Source organism: Pseudomonas fragariae (ex Marin et al. 2024) (assembly GCF_059621105.1).
In genome coordinates this window covers 3,876,739-3,892,278 of the sequence record NZ_CM184369.1, presented here as the reverse complement: position 1 = coordinate 3,892,278, position 15,540 = coordinate 3,876,739, and the positions used below count along the sequence as shown (strand labels likewise).

16 protein-coding genes are annotated in these 15,540 nt (G+C 61.9%); 6 read left to right on the top strand and 10 right to left on the bottom strand.

All coding sequences use genetic code 11. The annotated features are described in order from the left end of the window. The first annotated feature begins 98 nt into the window (after window positions 1–98). The 3 genes from AC54XV_RS16665 (at window position 99) to AC54XV_RS16655 (ending at window position 2,186) form a co-directional block, all read left to right on the top strand. Window positions 99–1,031 (top strand): 2-hydroxyacid dehydrogenase, encoded by a 933-nt coding sequence (locus tag AC54XV_RS16665; RefSeq protein WP_024652157.1) that lies wholly within the window; start codon window positions 99–101, stop codon window positions 1,029–1,031. 109 nt (window positions 1,032–1,140) lie between these two features. Next, the gene (locus AC54XV_RS16660; protein WP_496717100.1) at window positions 1,141–1,863 is read left to right on the top strand and encodes a CTP synthase C-terminal region-related (seleno)protein; all 723 of its coding nucleotides are present in this window, start codon (window positions 1,141–1,143) and stop codon (window positions 1,861–1,863) included. After that, window positions 1,860–2,186, top strand: a complete 327-nt coding sequence (locus AC54XV_RS16655) for an antibiotic biosynthesis monooxygenase family protein (protein ID WP_024638409.1) — start codon at window positions 1,860–1,862, stop codon at window positions 2,184–2,186. Before AC54XV_RS16660 ends, AC54XV_RS16655 begins: the two co-directional genes overlap by 4 nt. A gap of 4 nt (window positions 2,187–2,190) precedes the next feature. Here AC54XV_RS16655 and AC54XV_RS16650 read toward each other — a convergent pair whose 3' ends face one another. From AC54XV_RS16650 to AC54XV_RS16640, 3 genes are all read right to left on the bottom strand, one after another. Beyond that, window positions 2,191–3,609 carry a short-chain fatty acid transporter gene (locus AC54XV_RS16650; protein ID WP_003412089.1) on the bottom strand — a complete coding sequence of 473 codons (1,419 nt, stop codon included), beginning with the start codon at window positions 3,607–3,609 and terminating at the stop codon, window positions 2,191–2,193. A 234-nt stretch (window positions 3,610–3,843) separates the two neighbouring features. Beyond that, window positions 3,844–4,500, bottom strand: a complete 657-nt coding sequence (locus AC54XV_RS16645; protein WP_003315741.1) for a CoA transferase subunit B — start codon at window positions 4,498–4,500, stop codon at window positions 3,844–3,846. A gap of 42 nt (window positions 4,501–4,542) precedes the next feature. Then, window positions 4,543–5,244, bottom strand: a complete 702-nt coding sequence (locus AC54XV_RS16640; protein WP_003407626.1) for a CoA transferase subunit A — start codon at window positions 5,242–5,244, stop codon at window positions 4,543–4,545. Between the two features lie 129 nt (window positions 5,245–5,373). Between AC54XV_RS16640 and AC54XV_RS16635 the strand changes: the two genes are divergently transcribed. From AC54XV_RS16635 to AC54XV_RS16625, 3 genes are all read left to right on the top strand, one after another. Continuing rightward, on the top strand, window positions 5,374–6,264 hold the full coding sequence (locus AC54XV_RS16635; protein ID WP_003407625.1) for a LysR family transcriptional regulator: 891 nt from the start codon (window positions 5,374–5,376) through the stop codon (window positions 6,262–6,264). A gap of 88 nt (window positions 6,265–6,352) precedes the next feature. Continuing rightward, complete coding sequence (locus AC54XV_RS16630; protein WP_003348622.1) at window positions 6,353–6,634, top strand: lipoprotein; 282 nt, start codon at window positions 6,353–6,355, stop codon at window positions 6,632–6,634. Between the two features lie 124 nt (window positions 6,635–6,758). Beyond that, the gene (locus AC54XV_RS16625) at window positions 6,759–7,367 is read left to right on the top strand and encodes a LysE family translocator (protein WP_011268298.1); all 609 of its coding nucleotides are present in this window, start codon (window positions 6,759–6,761) and stop codon (window positions 7,365–7,367) included. Window positions 7,368–7,386: 19 nt separating this feature from the next. On the opposite strand, the gene ssuE is transcribed toward AC54XV_RS16625, so the two are convergent. The 7 genes from ssuE to AC54XV_RS16590 form a co-directional block, all read right to left on the bottom strand. Then, window positions 7,387–7,968: an NADPH-dependent FMN reductase gene (ssuE, locus tag AC54XV_RS16620; protein ID WP_011268297.1), complete on the bottom strand. Its 582-nt coding sequence runs from the start codon at window positions 7,966–7,968 to the stop codon at window positions 7,387–7,389. 250 nt (window positions 7,969–8,218) lie between these two features. Beyond that, a complete protein-coding gene (locus AC54XV_RS16615; protein ID WP_011268296.1) occupies window positions 8,219–9,307 on the bottom strand; it encodes a polysaccharide biosynthesis/export family protein in 1,089 nt (362 codons plus the stop codon). Between the two features lie 80 nt (window positions 9,308–9,387). Then, on the bottom strand, window positions 9,388–10,797 hold the full coding sequence (locus AC54XV_RS16610) for an undecaprenyl-phosphate glucose phosphotransferase (protein WP_011268295.1): 1,410 nt from the start codon (window positions 10,795–10,797) through the stop codon (window positions 9,388–9,390). A gap of 13 nt (window positions 10,798–10,810) precedes the next feature. Beyond that, complete coding sequence (locus AC54XV_RS16605) at window positions 10,811–12,040, bottom strand: glycosyltransferase family 4 protein (RefSeq protein ID WP_011268294.1); 1,230 nt, start codon at window positions 12,038–12,040, stop codon at window positions 10,811–10,813. Between the two features lie 73 nt (window positions 12,041–12,113). Further along, window positions 12,114–13,229, bottom strand: coding sequence for a glycosyltransferase family 4 protein (locus tag AC54XV_RS16600; RefSeq protein ID WP_011268293.1), 1,116 nt, complete (start codon window positions 13,227–13,229; stop codon window positions 12,114–12,116). 104 nt (window positions 13,230–13,333) lie between these two features. Then, window positions 13,334–14,539, bottom strand: coding sequence for a glycosyltransferase family 4 protein (locus AC54XV_RS16595; protein WP_496717099.1), 1,206 nt, complete (start codon window positions 14,537–14,539; stop codon window positions 13,334–13,336). Next, the gene (locus tag AC54XV_RS16590; RefSeq protein WP_054091958.1) at window positions 14,536–15,537 is read right to left on the bottom strand and encodes a glycosyltransferase; all 1,002 of its coding nucleotides are present in this window, start codon (window positions 15,535–15,537) and stop codon (window positions 14,536–14,538) included. The genes AC54XV_RS16595 and AC54XV_RS16590 overlap by 4 nt, the downstream gene beginning before the upstream one ends. Between the last annotated feature and the right edge of the window lie 3 nt (window positions 15,538–15,540).

Here is a 15,540-nt window from a genome sequence, read left to right as displayed (position 1 = left end):
ATTCGGGAAGGCTTTTTTCAGTTCCGGCGTCAGCGACGCTGCACAAGCGCGTCGAGTCGCGTTAAGGTCAGCGTTTTGCTGATCGAACGGGAGCGCGCATGACAACGGTATTGGTGCTGGTGGAAAACCTGGACACGTATTTGCCGATTCTTGAAAGCAGCGGTTTTCAGTTGATTCGCGCCCCGACGGCCGAACTGCGCGCCGCGGCGATTGCCACGCACGGGCAGCGCATCAGCGCGGTGGTGACACGCGGACCGCTGGGATTTTTCGCTGAGGAAATGGATGCACTGCCGCAGCTGCGCATCATTTGCGTAAGCGGCGCCGGTTACGAGAAGGTCGATCTGCCTGCCGCGCAGGCGCGGGGCATCGTCGTCACCAATGGTGCAGGCGTCAACGCCGCCACGGTGGCCGATCATACGCTGGCGTTGCTGCTGTCTTTGGTGCGCGACATTCCGCAGGCCGATGCCTCGGTGCGCCGCAGCGAATGGCGCAAGGTGGTACGCCCGTCACTGGCAGGCAAGCGTCTGGGGATCGTCGGTCTGGGAGCGGTAGGGCTGGCGATTGCCAGGCGTGCAGCCGCTTTCGATATCGTCATCGGTTACCACAACCGCAAGCCGCGCAGCGACTGCGATTACACCTGGCATGCGACGGCGCAGGCACTGGCGGCCGCGTCGGATTTTCTGGTCATCGCCACGCCCGGTGGCAGCGGCACGCAGCACCTGATCGACGCCCGGGTGCTTGAAGCACTGGGCCCTGAGGGGTTTCTGGTCAACATTGCCCGCGCCAGCGTGGTGGACACCCAGGCGTTGGTCAGTGCACTGCAGCATGAGCAGATTGCCGGTGCTGCGCTGGACGTGTTCGACGATGAACCGACGGTGCCGGATGTATTCAAGACCCTCGGCAATGTGGTGCTGACACCGCACGTGGCAGGCCTGTCCCCCGAGGCGTCCAGAGACAGTGTGCAGAGGGTCAACGATAACCTGCTGGCGTTTTTTGCCGGGCAACCGGTGCTGACGCCTGTGACTGAATGAGCAACCGTGCACGCTTGCACGCGAGGCATTGCTGTAACGCCCATTCTGCTGGTTTTGCTGCCTGTTTATAGTCCGCCCGGGCTGTACGAAACCAGACAGGGAGCAGGGCATGGGCAAAGCAGATAACACACGCAACGGGATACGGATTGGTCTGGTCGGGGACTTCAGTGAGGATGTCCCCGCGCATCAGGCCATTCCGTTGGCCTTGCACAGGGCGGCGGCGGAGGTGCAGGTAGCGGTTGATATCGAATGGCTGCCGACCCCGCAGATCGGCAGCGGTGCGCACCTCGCGGAGTTCGACGGCCTGTGGTGCGTCCCGGCCAGCCCTTATCGGGACATGCAGGGCGCGCTGACCGCCATCCGTTTCGCCCGCGAGCATCGGGTACCGTTTCTGGGGACTTGCGGGGGCTTTCAGCACGCGTTGCTCGAGTACGCCCGCAACCGGCTGGGATGGGCAGACGCCGAGCATGGCGAAACTGCGCCGCACGCGGCAAACGTGATTATCGAGCCACTCAGTTGCTCGCTGGTTGAATCGGTGGCAGCGATCCAGTTGCACCCCGACACGCTGATTGCCCACGCCTATGGCAGGCTCGACATCGACGAGCGCTACCACTGTCGCTACGGCCTGCGCCGCGAGCTGGAGTCGGCGCTGTTCGGCAAGCACCTGAAAGTCAGTGGGCGCGGTCCCGAGGGCGAAGTGCGCTGTATGGAGTTGCAGGGGCACCCGTTCTATGTCGCCACACTGTTCCAGCCGGAGCGTGCTGCGTTGCAGGGCCAGACGCCTCCTCTGGTGGCCGCGTTCGTCCGCGCCTGCATGAGCAACCCGGCATGATGGCCGCCCGGTTTGCCACGCCTTACTTCGCCGTGGTGTTTACCTCGCTGCGTACGCCTGACGATGATCAGGCGTATGCAGAGGCGGCGCAGCGCATGGTCAGCCTGGCCCGACAACAGCCCGGCTTTCTGGGTGTGGAGTCGGCGCGCGGTGACGACGGCCTGGGCATCACCGTGTCCTACTGGAGCGATGAGGCCGCGATTCTCGCCTGGAAACAGCAGGCCGATCATGCCCAGGTCCGCGAGCAGGGACGTTCACGCTGGTATCAGGCGTTTACCACGCGAATCTGCCGGGTCGAGCGTGACTACGCGTTCGACGCATAGGCATTCAGGGCATTACCGGTGGCACATAGGCCAGCGTGGTGCCCAGTGCCCAGAGCAGAAACAGCACCAGCGGCGTGTGCACCAGCAGCTGCACGAACGAGAAGCCGATCAGGTCACGCGCCTTCAGGCCCAGCACACCCAACAGCGGCAGCATGTAGAACGGGTTTATCAGGTTGGGCAAGGCTTCGGCTGCATTGTAGATCTGTACTGCCCAGCCGAGGTGGTACTGCAGGTCGTTGGCGACCTGCATCACGTAGGGCGCTTCGATAATCCACTTGCCGCCGCCTGACGGAATGAAAAAGCCCAATATGGCTGAATAGACCCCCATCAGAATCGCGTAAGTATCGTGGGAAGCAATGCTGGTGAAGAACGTCGAGATGTAATGCGCCAGGGTTTGCGCATCGCCGCCCTTGACCGTGGTCAGTAGCGCGGCGATCGAACCGTACAGAGGGAATTGAATCAGCACGCCGGTGGTGGTGGGCACCGCCCGCGCGACGGCGTCGAGAAAACTGCGCGGCCGCCAGTGCAGCAGGGCACCGAGCATGATGAACAGGAAGTTGTAGGTATTGAGCCCGGAAATCGCCGTGATCGCCGGTTTGCTCGAAAACTCGTTGAACAGCCAGCCAACCCCCAGCAGCACCATGAGGATGATCAGCAGCGGGCTGTATTCCAGCCATTCCCCGGGCCGTGTGCGGGGCGGCAGCGGCGGCAGGTTGAAGGCCGGGTCGACACCGCAGGCCTTGGCGTCGCGGGCGCTGTTCGGGCCAGGCGCGGTGGCGTAGGCAACGATCAGTGAGATGACCACCAGCGCGGCGAGCATGACCCCGGATTGCCAGAGAAAGATGGTTTCGGTGAACGGGATCACCCCGGTAATCGCCAGGATCGACGGCGGCAGACTGGCCGGGTTGGCCTGCAATTGCGCGGCCGAAGACGACAGCCCCAGCGCCCAGACCGCGCCCAGGCCCAGATAGGCCGCGGCGCCAGCTGCACGGTAATCCATGCGAAGGTCAGTGCGGCGGGCGAGGGCGCGCACCAGCAGGCCGCCGAACACCAGCGACAGGCCCCAGTTGAGCAGCGAAGCGAGCATGGAAATCAGCGCCACCCAGGCCACCGCCGAACGGCCGTTGCGCGGTACCCGGGCCAGGCGGTCGATCAGGCGTACTGCAGGCGGTGAGCTGGCGACCACGTAACCGCCGATGACCACGAAGGCCATTTGCATGGTGAACGGAATCAGGCTCCAGAACCCGTCACCGAACGCCTTGGCAGCCTCGGCCGGACGCGCGCCGATGGCCAGCGTTGCCAGCGTGACGATGACCACCGCCAGTGCGGCAAATACCCATGAATCGGGAAACCAGCGTTCAGCCCACGCAGCACAGCGCAAGGCAAATCGGGCGGAGCGGCTTTCTTCTATGTTGGCGGCCATCAGGGGCACCTCTTTTTGTAATTATTATCGGGGAGTGACTTCAACAGCCGACTATTGCGGACGCAGAGCGCCCAGAACGGCGTTACCACGCTGGAGCGTGGGAACGATGGTGGCTGGCCATGAGTATCGTTCCCATGCTCCGCGTGGGAATGCAGTTCGTGACGCTCCGCGTCACACCGTTACGCAGGCCACACGGGCGTGTGGCAACGAGAGACGCATCAAGGATGTCCGCACTCAGAAACTCATCTCGATCACGTCATCCGGCACGATCAGCTTGCCTGCGGTTTTGGCCACGATTTCTTCCACGCTGACCCCCGGCGCGCGTTCGCGGAGGATGAACGCGCCGTTTTCGATTTCCAGGTAGGCCAGATCAGTCAGCACCTTGCGGATGCAGCCTGCGCCGGTCAGTGGCAGGCTGCAACGGGTGAGCAGCTTGGATTCGCCGTCCTTCGACGCATGGGTCATGGTGACGATGATGTTGTCGGCGCCCGCCACCAGGTCCATCGCGCCACCCATGCCCTTGATCAGCTTGCCGGGGATCATCCACGAAGCGATGTTGCCCTCGATATCCACCTCGAAAGCGCCGAGTACTGTCAGGTCGACATGGCCGCCGCGGATCATGGCAAAGGATTCGGCCGACGAGAAAATGGAGGCGCCAATGCGCGCGGTGACCGTCTGCTTGCCGGCATTGATCATGTCCGCGTCGATGGTGTCTTCGGTCGGGAAGGCGCCCATGCCCAGCAGGCCGTTTTCCGACTGGAGCATGACGTCGATGTCATCGGGTACATAGTTGGCCACCAGGGTTGGAATGCCGATGCCAAGGTTCACGTAATAACCGTCCTTGAGTTCACGGGCGACGCGTTGAGCCATTTGTTCGCGGGAAAGTGCCATCGTCTGAAGCCTCTTTATTGTTGTAGGGCCAAGGCTGCGCTATCAGGATTTTCTGACGGTGCGTTGTTCGATGCGTTTTTCGAAAGTGCCCTGTATGACCCGGTCGACGTAGATGCCGGGGGTGTGGATCTGGGTCGGCAGCAGCACGCCGGGTTCGACGATTTCCTCGACCTCGACCACGGTGATCCGTCCGGCGGTGGCCACCACCGGGTTGAAGTTCTGTGCGGTATGACGATAGATGACATTGCCGAAGTGGTCGGCTTTCCAGCCCTTGATCAAGGCGAAGTCACCGGTGATGGCCTCTTCCAGAATCACGTTGCGGCCGTTGAACTGGCGGGTTTCCTTGCCTTCGGCGACCGGCGTTCCGTAACCGGTGGCGGTATAGAACGCCGGAATGCCCGCGCCGCCGGCGCGCAGTTTCTCCGCCAGAGTGCCTTGTGGCGTGAGTTCGACTTCCAGCTCGCCGCTGAGCAACTGCTTTTCGAACAAGGCATTCTCGCCGACGTAGGACGAAATCATTTTCCGGATCTGCCGGTCCTCAAGCAGGATGCCGAGTCCGAAGCCGTCAACGCCGCAGTTGTTGGAGACCACGGTCAGGCCCTTGATGCCCATGCGCCTGATCTGCGCGATGAGATTTTCCGGGATGCCGCACAGGCCGAAGCCGCCGCAGAGTACCGTCATGTCGTCGGTCAGCCCGGCGAGGGCTTCTTCGTAGGTCGCTACTCGTTTATCGAGTCCAGCCATGATGATCCGCCTTTTATAGTTGTTGACCGGCAGTCGCGCTGCCGGAGGATCGGGTGACCTGCATCTTCTCTCGGTGCGACTGATTTGTTAATTTTGTTTTTCTGATCAATTCATAAGAAAAGCAAATATATGAACGTCAAGCAGCTTCGTGCTTTTCTGGCCGTCGCGCAGTACCTGAGCTTCGCTCAGGCCGGCGAGCGACTCAACGTGTCGCAACCGGCCTTGAGCCTGACGATCAAGAGCCTTGAGGAGGACCTCGGCGGACAGTTGTTGACGCGCACCACGCGCAACGTCGGTCTGACGCCTGAAGGCGAAACCCTGTTGCCGCTGGCGCGCCAGTTGCTGGCCGACTGGGACAACACCGAAGAACTGCTGCGCCAGCGTTTTACGTTGCAAATGGGCAGGGTGTCGGTGGCCGCCATGCCGTCGTTTGCCGGCAATCTGCTGCCCGCGGCCTTGAAGGTGTTTCGCGGGCGCTACCCGCGCGTCAATGTGGCGGTGCATGACGTGATCAATGAGCAAGTGCTGGAAATGGTTCGCCATCGCCGTGTCGAACTGGGTATCGGCTTTGAGCCCGAGTCGAACAGTGCCCTGTCGTTCACCCCGTTCTATATGGACCGCTTCGTCGCCGTGGTGCCCCGGGAGTCGCCGCTGGCCGAGCGGCGTGAGGTTACCTGGGCAGAACTGCTGCGTGAAGATTTCATCGCCCTGCAACGCCCGTCGGCAGTACGTTTGCTGCTGGAACAGGCCATCGAGCCGCGCCACGGCAAGCTGGCGGTCGCGTTCGAGAGCCATCAGTTGTCGACCATCGGGCGCATGGTTGCCAATGGCCTGGGCGTCAGCGCGGTGCCGTCACTGTGCATCGGGCAGATGCAGGAACTGGGGGCCTGCTGCGTGGCGCTGGTGGAGCCGCTTATCGAGCGGCGTATCGGCCTGATGATGCTCGCCGATCACAAGCTTTCAACTGCGGCTCAGGCGTTGCGCGAGGTGTTGATCGAGAATGCTCGCAACAGTCGATAGCGACTATCACGGCGGATGATTTTTGCTGTGTCAGGGGCAGGCGTAACCTTGCTTCATTCCTGAAATGAAGCCCCACCGGAGGCCCCCGATGAACCGTATGCTTGCCCTTGCGCTTGTCCTGACATTCACTGTTGCGCTGGTTTCCGGCTGCTCCACTCACCATGCTGTCGAGCAGCGGGCGTTCAGCGCTGAAGAAAGTCATCAGTTGGCCCTTGAAGACCTCAACCGTCGCGGCCTGTCATTTGATGAGTACCAGGCGCGCAAGGCGCAATTGATGGCAGATCCGCAGATCCAGCAGGCGCGGGACTTCGATGAAAAAGGCGAAACGAGCGTCGATCTGGGTGTCACCGGTCAGCAGCCACAAGGTTAACAGTCTGACTGAAAAGTTCTTTGCGTAAAAACTGTACTGCAGTAATTGGCTGTCAACTGTCCGTGTGTTTCCTGCACCGCCTTCGATAGGGTGAGTACCTGACTCACTGATCCGGACAGGCAGCATGGTTCTCTCTTTCGATTTGCTTCTGGCATTCACACTCTTCGCGTTCGTCACCTCCATTACTCCCGGCCCCAACAACATGATGCTGCTGGCCTCGGGCGTGAATTTCGGTTTCAGTCGCACCCTGCCGCACATGCTGGGTATCAGTGTCGGTTTTTTCGTTCTGGTGCTGGCCGTCGGCTTCGGTCTGGGCAGTGTGTTCAAGGCCTGGCCGGTTCTCTATACGATCCTGCGCTACGTGGGCGCTGCCTATCTGCTGTACCTGGCCTGGAAAATCGCCACCTCGGGGCCGGCCTCCGATAGCCTCGACAGCGAGGGCAAGCCGCTGAGTTTCATGAGCGCCGCGCTCTTTCAATGGGTCAATCCCAAGGCCTGGATCATGGCGATCGGCGCGATCAGCACGTACACCCCCATGCAGGGCTACTTCTACAACGTGGTGGTGATTTCGGCAGTGTTTGCGCTGATCAACCTGCCCAGCGTGGGCGTCTGGGCAGGCTTTGGCAGTTTGCTGCGCAATGTGCTGCGCGATCCGCTCGGGTTACGTATTTTCAACGGCGTCATGGCAGCGCTGTTGGTGGCCTCGCTGTATCCGTTGTTTATCGAACATTGATTCCGGGGATATTCCGGGGCTACAACGCCAGCTGCAAATGTCCGCCAGCCTGCTTGTGACGCGCCTGCAAGCGGCGTTGCAGGCCGTGATGGAAATGCTCCAGCCCTTCATGCAGGCGCTCGGTGAGAATTTCGTCCAGCGTACCGCCTAGTTCGTTGTCGTCGTAGCTGACCTGGGTATCGATAGCGAAGATGCCGTGCAGCACTTCCTGCGACTTGAGCGCCGACAGCACCGGTTTGAGCGCGTAATCCACGGCCAGCATGTGCGCGATACTGCCGCCGGTGGCCAGCGGCAAGACCACTTTGCCATGCAGCGCGCGCTCTGGCAGCAAGTCGAGCAAGGTTTTCAGCGCGCCGGAAAATGACGCCTTGTACACCGGCGTACCAATCAGCAGGCCATCGGCCTGGCTGACCGCTTCGATCAATTCCAGCACCTGCGGGCTGTCGAAACGGGCGAAAAGCAGGTCCTCTGCATTGAAGTCGCGTATGCGCAATGTGGTAACTTCAACGCCGTGACTCTGCAGCCAGCGGCCGGCGTGGGCCAGTACAACGCCGGAACGGGATTTGGGGGAGGGACTGCCTGAAAGTGAAACGACGCGCATATGGGATGTCCTTGCGATAAGCGTAAATGTGCAAAGCAGCTTATGTGCCAGCCTTCTTGTGTGTCTGGCTATGGCCCGCAGCCGTTGGGCCTGCGTCTGTTGCATGCCGCAGGAGAGGGTTCGCCGCGCTGATGCAAAAGCCGTCAACTGTTGAACAGCTGTTGCTCTGGCAACAGTCTGACGCGGTGCGACGGGCAAAAAAAATCCCTGCACAACTGCGTGCAGGGAGATCGGCGAATGGCCGCCCGGGTCAGTTGCGAAAGGCCGCACCGGTCTGTATCACACTGGCCGAGCCGAGCAGCTGGCTGATGAAGCGGCTCCAGCGGGTGATATCGGCAGGGCCGACGAACACCACATCCTGTGCCTTGAGCTCGAACTGCCCCGCCAGCAGGTAGGCGGTGGGCTTTTTGGCATTGAGGTGGTAGACGGTGGAGGGCGCCTGGGCGAAGTCTTCCGCACCACGTATGACGTACACCGCATCGCCGTCTGCGCTGTCCGGGCTGAGGCCGCCGGAGTTTCCCAACGCCTCGAGCAGGGTCAGGCGCGTGGTGCCGAACGAGATCACCTGAGGGTTACGGACCTCGCCCAGCACGTAGATCTTGTTTCGCGAGTTGCTGTTGAGGTGCAGGTAATCGCCGTCCTTCAGGAAGATCCGGCTCAGTTGCGAATCGCGGCGATTCAGCGAGTCGATGTCGATCAGGTAGTCCTTGCCCTCGCGGCGCAGGGTCAGCCCGGCCAGGTTGGCATCGGTCAGGTCGACACCGGCGACACTCACCGCCTGCACCAGGCTCAACGGAATATTGGTAATCGGTTGCGGGCCGGGAACCTTGAAAGAGCCGGACAGCAGTATTCGCTGGCTGTTGTAGCGCAGCACTTTGACGTCGACCTTGACCTCGGTGTATTGCGGCGCCAGGCCCATGCGTAACTGCTCACGAACCTCGCTGACCGTTCTGCCACTCGCGCGGATTCTGCCTACATAGGGGAAGTAGAGCGTGCCGTCATTGAGCACTTCCCGGGTGTTGGCATCCAGCTGGTCCTGTGAGCCCGGCGCGGTCAGTTCGGGGTGTTCGAACACGGTGACCAGCAAGGTATCGCCAGCACCGATCACGTATTCCGGAGTCCTGTAGTCGAGCAGCACCTGCGGCAGGGCTTTGGCCTCGGCGGTGGCGCGCAATTGCTGTTGCTGCAGGGTTTTCGGGGTGACCTCGATCAACTGTGCCCGGGGTTCGTCCGGCGTGTCGAGGGTGACGTCATCCGGCGTCATATGTTGCCCCGGCGCGAATGCACAGCCTTGCAGCGCCAGGCTGACCAGCAGTAACGCAGTAATGCTTCGATTCATGACGTTTTTCCTTTCATGGCATTGCTCCTTTCGTGTTGCGTACCGAGGGTGTTCGGTGGGTGCTCAGGTCAGCGCAGGCATCAGAAGGCGTTCTTGTTGACGAACCCCTTGAGCAGCGTCAGCAGAATGATTTTCAGGTCCAGCCAGATCGACCAGTGCTCGATGTATTCCAGGTCGAATTCGACACGCATGCGCATCTTGTCCAGCGTGTCGGTCTCGCCGCGCCAGCCGTTGATCTGCGCCCAGCCGGTGATGCCGGGCTTGACCTTGTGGCGCAACATGTAGCCGCTGACCTGCCTGCGGTACTGTTCGTTGTGGGCAATGGCATGGGGGCGTGGGCCGACGATGGACATGTCGCCGAGCAGCACGTTGAAGAACTGCGGCAGCTCATCCAGCGAAGTCCGGCGTAAAAAGCGGCCCAGCGGTGTTACCCGTGTATCGTTGCGCGTCGCCTGCAGCACCACGTCGGTGTTTGCCTGGACGCTCATGCTGCGGAATTTCCAGACCATGATCGAGCGACCGTCCAGCCCGTAGCGGCGCTGGCGGAACAGCACCGGCCCGGCGGAGGTGAGCTTGATGGCTGCCGCGATGATCAGCAGCGGCACAGCGATCAGCAACAGAATCAGGCTCGACAGCACGATGTCTTCGGCGCGTTTGGCCAGGCTCCAGGCGCCGTCCATGGGCGAGTCGAAAATGCTGATGCTGGCCAGGCCGTTGATGCTTTCGCTGCGCGCATGCAGCAGGTCGAACATGAACACATCCGGAATCAGGTACACCGAGGCGGTGGTGTCGCTCAGGCCGGTAATCAACTCGCGCAGTTGCGGTTCGGCGCTGAAGGCGAGGGTGATATACACCTTGTCGATGCGGCCTGCGCGGGCATCGTCGATCAACTGCTGCAGGTCACCCAGTACTCGCGGGCGGCGCTTGTGTGCCTGCAGATTCATCTGCTGCGGGTGCGAGTCGTAGAAGCCGAGCAGGATCAGGCCCATCCAGGGCGCCAGGGCGATGGACCGGGCCAGCCGCTCGCCGACCTGCCCGGTGCCGACGATGGCCACCCGGCGCGTGTTGAAGCCACGCCGACGCAGGGTGTGCAGGGCCAGACGGATCAGCAGCCGGTAGCCGCACAGCACGGCGAGTGCCAGCGCGAACCAGCTCATCTGGCCGTTATCGGGCAATTGCGTCTGGTTGAGCAGCAGGCTGTTCAGCGACAGCAGAGTGATGAAGGTCATCGCCCAGTAACTGAAGACCTTGGTCAGCTCGCGCAGAATGCGCTCGCCACGCCATGAGCCATACAACTGGTGATACTCGCTGACCCAGTGAAACACCAGAACCGCGAGGAAAATGTGCGACCAGGCCTCTGTGCTGTCGGTGACCGTCAGCCCGGTTTGCCAGTAACCGATCAGCACGATGACAGCCAGGTCCAGCAAGCGGTGGGCGAGCGAAAGCGCTGACTGGTGGGCACGCAGAATGCCGCGGACTGAAGTACGCATGGGAAGGGCTCGCTCAGACGATTTTCAGGGGGACGACACGGTTCGGCAGCTCGCTGCCGAGGCCGGGTGATGCCTGGGCGACCCGTTGCGACTGAGGCGGGCGCGCCAGATGAACCCCGTGTGAGAGGGCCAGACGGTCTTCGACGAAGGCTTTGATTTCCTGCTCGAAACGCGCGACCGAAAACCGCTCGGCATTGGCCCGGCAGGCCTCGGGAGAGATGCGTGATTGCGCCGCTTCGAATTCGCCGATGGCGGCGATCAGTGACGCTACCGTTTGCTCTCGGTAGAACACGCCGGTCGGCTGCGGGTGATCCAGGCCGCGCACGGTCTCCATGACGCCGCCCTTGGCGAAGGCGATGACCGGCGTACCGCAAGCCTGGGCCTCGACCGGGCTGATGCCGAAATCCTCCTCGGCGGCGAAGACAAACGCCCTGGCGCTGCGCATATGCTCGAGCAGCACGCTGCCTGGCTGAAAACCCAGCAGCGTCACGTTGCTCACCTGGCTGGCAATGGCCTGCGCCTTGGCCAGGTCCGGCCCGTCGCCGATCATGATCAGGCGTTTGTCAGGCATGGCGGCAAAGGCTTCGACGATCATCGGCATGCGTTTGTAAGGCACCATTCGCGAGGCACAGAGATAGAAGTCCCCGCGCGCGCCCTGGGCGGTGAAGCCGAGCGTGTCTACCGGCGGGTAGATGACGGTGGAGTCGCGACGATAGGCCTTGGTGATGCGCGCGCCGATAAACCCGGAGTTGGCAATGAAGGCGTCCACGCCGGTCGATGTGCGCTGATCCCACAGGCGCATGTAATGCAGGATCAGGCGTGCCAGACCGCCCTTGGCTCCCTTGTTCAGCCCTGATTCCTGGAGGTACTGGTGCTGCAAGTCCCAGGCATAGCGGATCGGCGAGTGCACATAGCTGATGTGCAGTTGGTCCGGGCCGCACAGCACGCCCTTGGCCACCGCATGGCTGCTGCTGATGATCAGGTCATAGCCGGACAGATCCAGTTGCTCGATGGCCAGCGGCATCAGCGGCAGGTAGCGCGAATAGTGTTTGCGCGCGCCGGGCAGCTTCTGGATGAACGTCGTTCTGGCGACCTTGCCATGCAGGTGCGCGCGGTCCTGATCGCTGAGGAAGTCGATGACCGCAAACAGGTCCGCAGCGGGCCAGACGTTGATCAGCGACGCGAGCACGCGCTCGGCGCCGGCGTAACTCACCAGCCAGTCGTGGACGATAGCGATTCTCATGGGCGTTCCTTGCTGTAATGGCCCGCGCTACTGCGGACGCGACGGCGCGCATCCTGGCGTTGCTGTTGTGGGTTCAGGGTTTGCCGCTGGGCGAGTCGGCAGCGACGTGCAGCTTGCTTTGCTGCACGGGGTCAGACGCCAGCAACGTATCGATGCGCTGGGAAAGGCGTTGCGCGGAAAGCTCCCAGGAAAAACGCTGCACGTTTTGCAGGCCCTGGACACGCAGCGCGTTGCGCAAGGGCGCATCCAGCAGAATGCGCTGCATGGCTGCGGCCATGTGACTGACGTCCAGCGGGTCGAAATACAGCGCACTGGCCTGCAGAACTTCCGGGATCGACGCGGCATTGGCCGCCAGCACCGGACAGCCGCAGGCCTGGGCTTCGAGCGGCGGGATGCCGAAGCCCTCGTAAAGCGACGGGAACACGAACGCGGTCGCGCCCTGGTATTGCGCGATCAGCTCGGCGTCACTGAGGCGTCCCAGAAAACGGATACGCGGGTCACGGCAGGCGAGGTGTTGCAGGTTCGGGTCGGCGAACAGCGCGCTGGCTGCGCCGACAATGTGCAGCTGCAGATCCGTGTGGCCACGCAGGCTGAGAAAGGCCTGAATCATGCGTCTGAAATTCTTGTGCACGGCCGGCGAAGACACGGCCAACAGGTATTTCGGACGATTCACAGCGGTCGGCCCCGGTATGAAATCGTCGCTGACCGCAGCAGGGACGACGAGCACCTTGTCTTCTGCGTAGCCATAGAACGAGGATATTTCTTTGCGCGAGAAGTGGCTGCCGGTGATCAGCGTTCTGGCGCGCGACAGCAGGATCGGGGTGATGGTCCGATAGGCCAGCCGGAACAGCCGGGTGTAACTTTGCGGGTAGCGCACATAGTTGATGTCGTGGTGAGTCGCAATCTGGTTGCCATACAGCATGGGCCCGGTGTTGCTGATCGAGATCAGCAGCGGACTGCCCCGACGTTTCAGGTACAGCGGCAGGTCGATCTGCTCCCACGCATGCCCGATGGAGCGCCCGATGCAGTGCGCCTCCAGTGCGCTGGCGCAGTCATGCAGTCTGATGTTATGCGGGGCAACGAATACCAGATCGTCGCGCAGTCGCTTCAGCGCTCGGCACATCTGCTCTGCGTAGCGCTGTACACCACTGATGTCCTGGGTAAGAAACCGTGCATTGATGAAAATCATCTTGAGCGTCCTGCTGATGAAGGTGAGCTGGCGGGGGCCACACCATGTCCTTGATGTCGTCAAAGGGGGCAATTGCGCCCGTTCGCCGTGTTTTGTGCCAGGTGCTACGTGCTGCGGTCCTGCAAGGTCTGGGCGAAGATGCTTTCGTACTGGTCCAGCATCAGGTCCAGATTCATCAACGACGCGACGCTGCTGCGTGCCTGGCTGCCGAGGCGTGCCAGCAGTTCGGGCTGCTGATGCAGCCTGAGCATCGCCAGCCCCAGTGAATCGGGGTCATCGGGGCTGCACAGCAAGCCGTTGAGCGGTTCCTGAATGATTTCCGTCAGCCCGCCCATACGGCTGGCGATGACCGGCAGGGAGTGTGCGCACGCCTCGACCGCGACCATGCCGAATGGCTCATTCCACATCGAGGGCACGATCGCCACGTCGATCTGGCGGTAAAAATTATCGGGTCTCTGCAAGCCGACGAAGCTGATGTCGGGGGACGTGACCATGGCCCTGAAGCGCTTTTCGTCGGATGGCTGTCCGCGCCCGGCAATCTGCAGGGTGGCTTTGAACGGCAGGTGCTGGAACTGCTTGATCAACCACTCCAGCCCCTTGTTGGTCGACAGTGTGCCCAGGTAACCGAAGCGCAACGGCGCGGTATCGACAGGCGCTCCGGGTTGCTCGCGAGGCGCTGGCGTAAACGGGCTGGCGTTATGCACCACATACCCTCTCGCGCCCTTGAAATAACCCTGCGCCTGCAGCGTGTCGAGCATGAAGCGGCTGACACCGACCACCGCGCTGACCTGTTCCGACTGTTGTGCATGATGGCTGCGCAACCGTGTGCACGTCGTGCACTGGCGCTGACAGCTTTTGCCTTTTCTGAACATCGTGCTTGCCGGGCAGAGCAGGTAGAAGTCATGCAGCACCTGCACGATCGGGCAATCGGCCTGGGTGATCTGGTCCCATGCCGAGACCGACCAGCCTGTCAGGTTATGGCACACCACCAGTTCCGGCTGCTCCAGTTCCATCACGCGCTCCACGTACTCGCGCATGTCCGCGTTGTAGCGATCACGCCAGTGCCAGGCAAACCGCGCCAGTCGTCCTGGGCGCTGGGCCATGAAGTGCCAGTAGCGGTTGAGCAGGCCGGCCCGATAGACCTTCACCCGATTGACCTCCGCCAGCTGCAAGCCAGGCTGGTCGGTGGTGGCCAGTACCGCGACGCTGTGCCCACGCTGCTGCAAGCCCTCGACGGTACGTTGCAGAATGATTTCTGCGCCGCCGCCGATATCGGGTGCGTAGAGGCTGTTGATGAAAAGGATTTTCATAGCGGGTAGGCCCTGTTCAGGCCCAGCCTGCCGTCTTCGCCCTCGCGAATGGCGTCGTTGAGCAGGTCCAGACGCTGGGCCGCGCCATAGCGCCAGGCATACAGGTTCAGCAGGCAGAGAAAGACCCGGCGATTGAGCCGATAGCTGAGTGTGGAAGCTGCCCAGACATGCCTGTCGAACCAGGCCTGATTGCGCGCTGCGTAGTAAGCGCGCAGATCCGATCCGCCCAGCAGGTAGCTTTCATAGACATTGCGGGTCCGCGCCTTGATGTTCCAGGAGTCTTCCAGATCGTCCAGCCGCGCGTCGGGCACCAGAAACAGCTTTCCGCCGCCGTCGGTGATGCGCCAGGTGTATTCGCTGTCATCGCTGTACAGCTTGAGAGCATCCAGTGGCAGGCCGATCTTTTCGTAAAGGCTGCGATGGGCAAGCAGCCCGCCGTAAGTGGCAAAGGGCAGTTGCACGCGCTGCGGCATCAGCCGGGTCGCGTCGGGCTGGCCCCAGGGCAGACGCCGCCAGATCTTGTACGGCAATTGAGCGATGTGAAAACCGAAGAAGCTTGAGCGCCGCTGGATCGCGTATTGCAGCGGTACACCTGCGGCGATGTCGGCTTGGTGGGTGGGGCGAAAACCGAGCACCGCGCAGTTGTCCTGGCCCTCGACTGTTTGTCGTTCCCACAAGGATCGATGCAATACCTCGATGGCCTGCGCGGTCGGTGCGTTGTCATCGTCCATCAGCCATATGCAGTCGTCTCCGGCTTGCAGCGCGGCCTTGATGCCTACCGAATAGCCATTCGCCGAGCCTGTGTTGTGCGCCAGCCAGATCACCTCAACCCGATCAGGCCACTCATCGCACAGCGCTTGCAGCGGCGCGGTGGAAGCATTGCTGACAACGATCACACGGCCGATCAGCGGGCTTTCCAGCGAGCGGCTGATCAGGGTGTGCAAATAGCTGAAACGGTCACCATAGGTGAGCGTCACCAGGGTGGTCTGGCGCGGCATGGT

Excerpts from the sequence above, each read along its gene's own strand:
- AC54XV_RS16665 (WP_024652157.1), top strand. The coding sequence starts at position 99 with ATGACAACGGTATTGGTGCTGGTGGAAAACCTGGACACGTATTTGCCG.
- AC54XV_RS16660 (WP_496717100.1), top strand. The coding sequence starts at position 1,141 with ATGGGCAAAGCAGATAACACACGCAACGGGATACGGATTGGTCTGGTC.
- AC54XV_RS16655 (WP_024638409.1), top strand. The coding sequence starts at position 1,860 with ATGATGGCCGCCCGGTTTGCCACGCCTTACTTCGCCGTGGTGTTTACC.
- AC54XV_RS16650 (WP_003412089.1), bottom strand. The coding sequence starts at position 3,609 with ATGGCCGCCAACATAGAAGAAAGCCGCTCCGCCCGATTTGCCTTGCGC.
- AC54XV_RS16645 (WP_003315741.1), bottom strand. The coding sequence starts at position 4,500 with ATGGCACTTTCCCGCGAACAAATGGCTCAACGCGTCGCCCGTGAACTC.
- AC54XV_RS16640 (WP_003407626.1), bottom strand. The coding sequence starts at position 5,244 with ATGGCTGGACTCGATAAACGAGTAGCGACCTACGAAGAAGCCCTCGCC.
- AC54XV_RS16635 (WP_003407625.1), top strand. The coding sequence starts at position 5,374 with ATGAACGTCAAGCAGCTTCGTGCTTTTCTGGCCGTCGCGCAGTACCTG.
- AC54XV_RS16630 (WP_003348622.1), top strand. The coding sequence starts at position 6,353 with ATGAACCGTATGCTTGCCCTTGCGCTTGTCCTGACATTCACTGTTGCG.
- AC54XV_RS16625 (WP_011268298.1), top strand. The coding sequence starts at position 6,759 with ATGGTTCTCTCTTTCGATTTGCTTCTGGCATTCACACTCTTCGCGTTC.
- ssuE (WP_011268297.1), bottom strand. The coding sequence starts at position 7,968 with ATGCGCGTCGTTTCACTTTCAGGCAGTCCCTCCCCCAAATCCCGTTCC.
- AC54XV_RS16615 (WP_011268296.1), bottom strand. The coding sequence starts at position 9,307 with ATGAATCGAAGCATTACTGCGTTACTGCTGGTCAGCCTGGCGCTGCAA.
- AC54XV_RS16610 (WP_011268295.1), bottom strand. The coding sequence starts at position 10,797 with ATGCGTACTTCAGTCCGCGGCATTCTGCGTGCCCACCAGTCAGCGCTT.
- AC54XV_RS16605 (WP_011268294.1), bottom strand. The coding sequence starts at position 12,040 with ATGAGAATCGCTATCGTCCACGACTGGCTGGTGAGTTACGCCGGCGCC.
- AC54XV_RS16600 (WP_011268293.1), bottom strand. The coding sequence starts at position 13,229 with ATGATTTTCATCAATGCACGGTTTCTTACCCAGGACATCAGTGGTGTA.
- AC54XV_RS16595 (WP_496717099.1), bottom strand. The coding sequence starts at position 14,539 with ATGAAAATCCTTTTCATCAACAGCCTCTACGCACCCGATATCGGCGGC.
- AC54XV_RS16590 (WP_054091958.1), bottom strand. The coding sequence starts at position 15,537 with ATGCCGCGCCAGACCACCCTGGTGACGCTCACCTATGGTGACCGTTTC.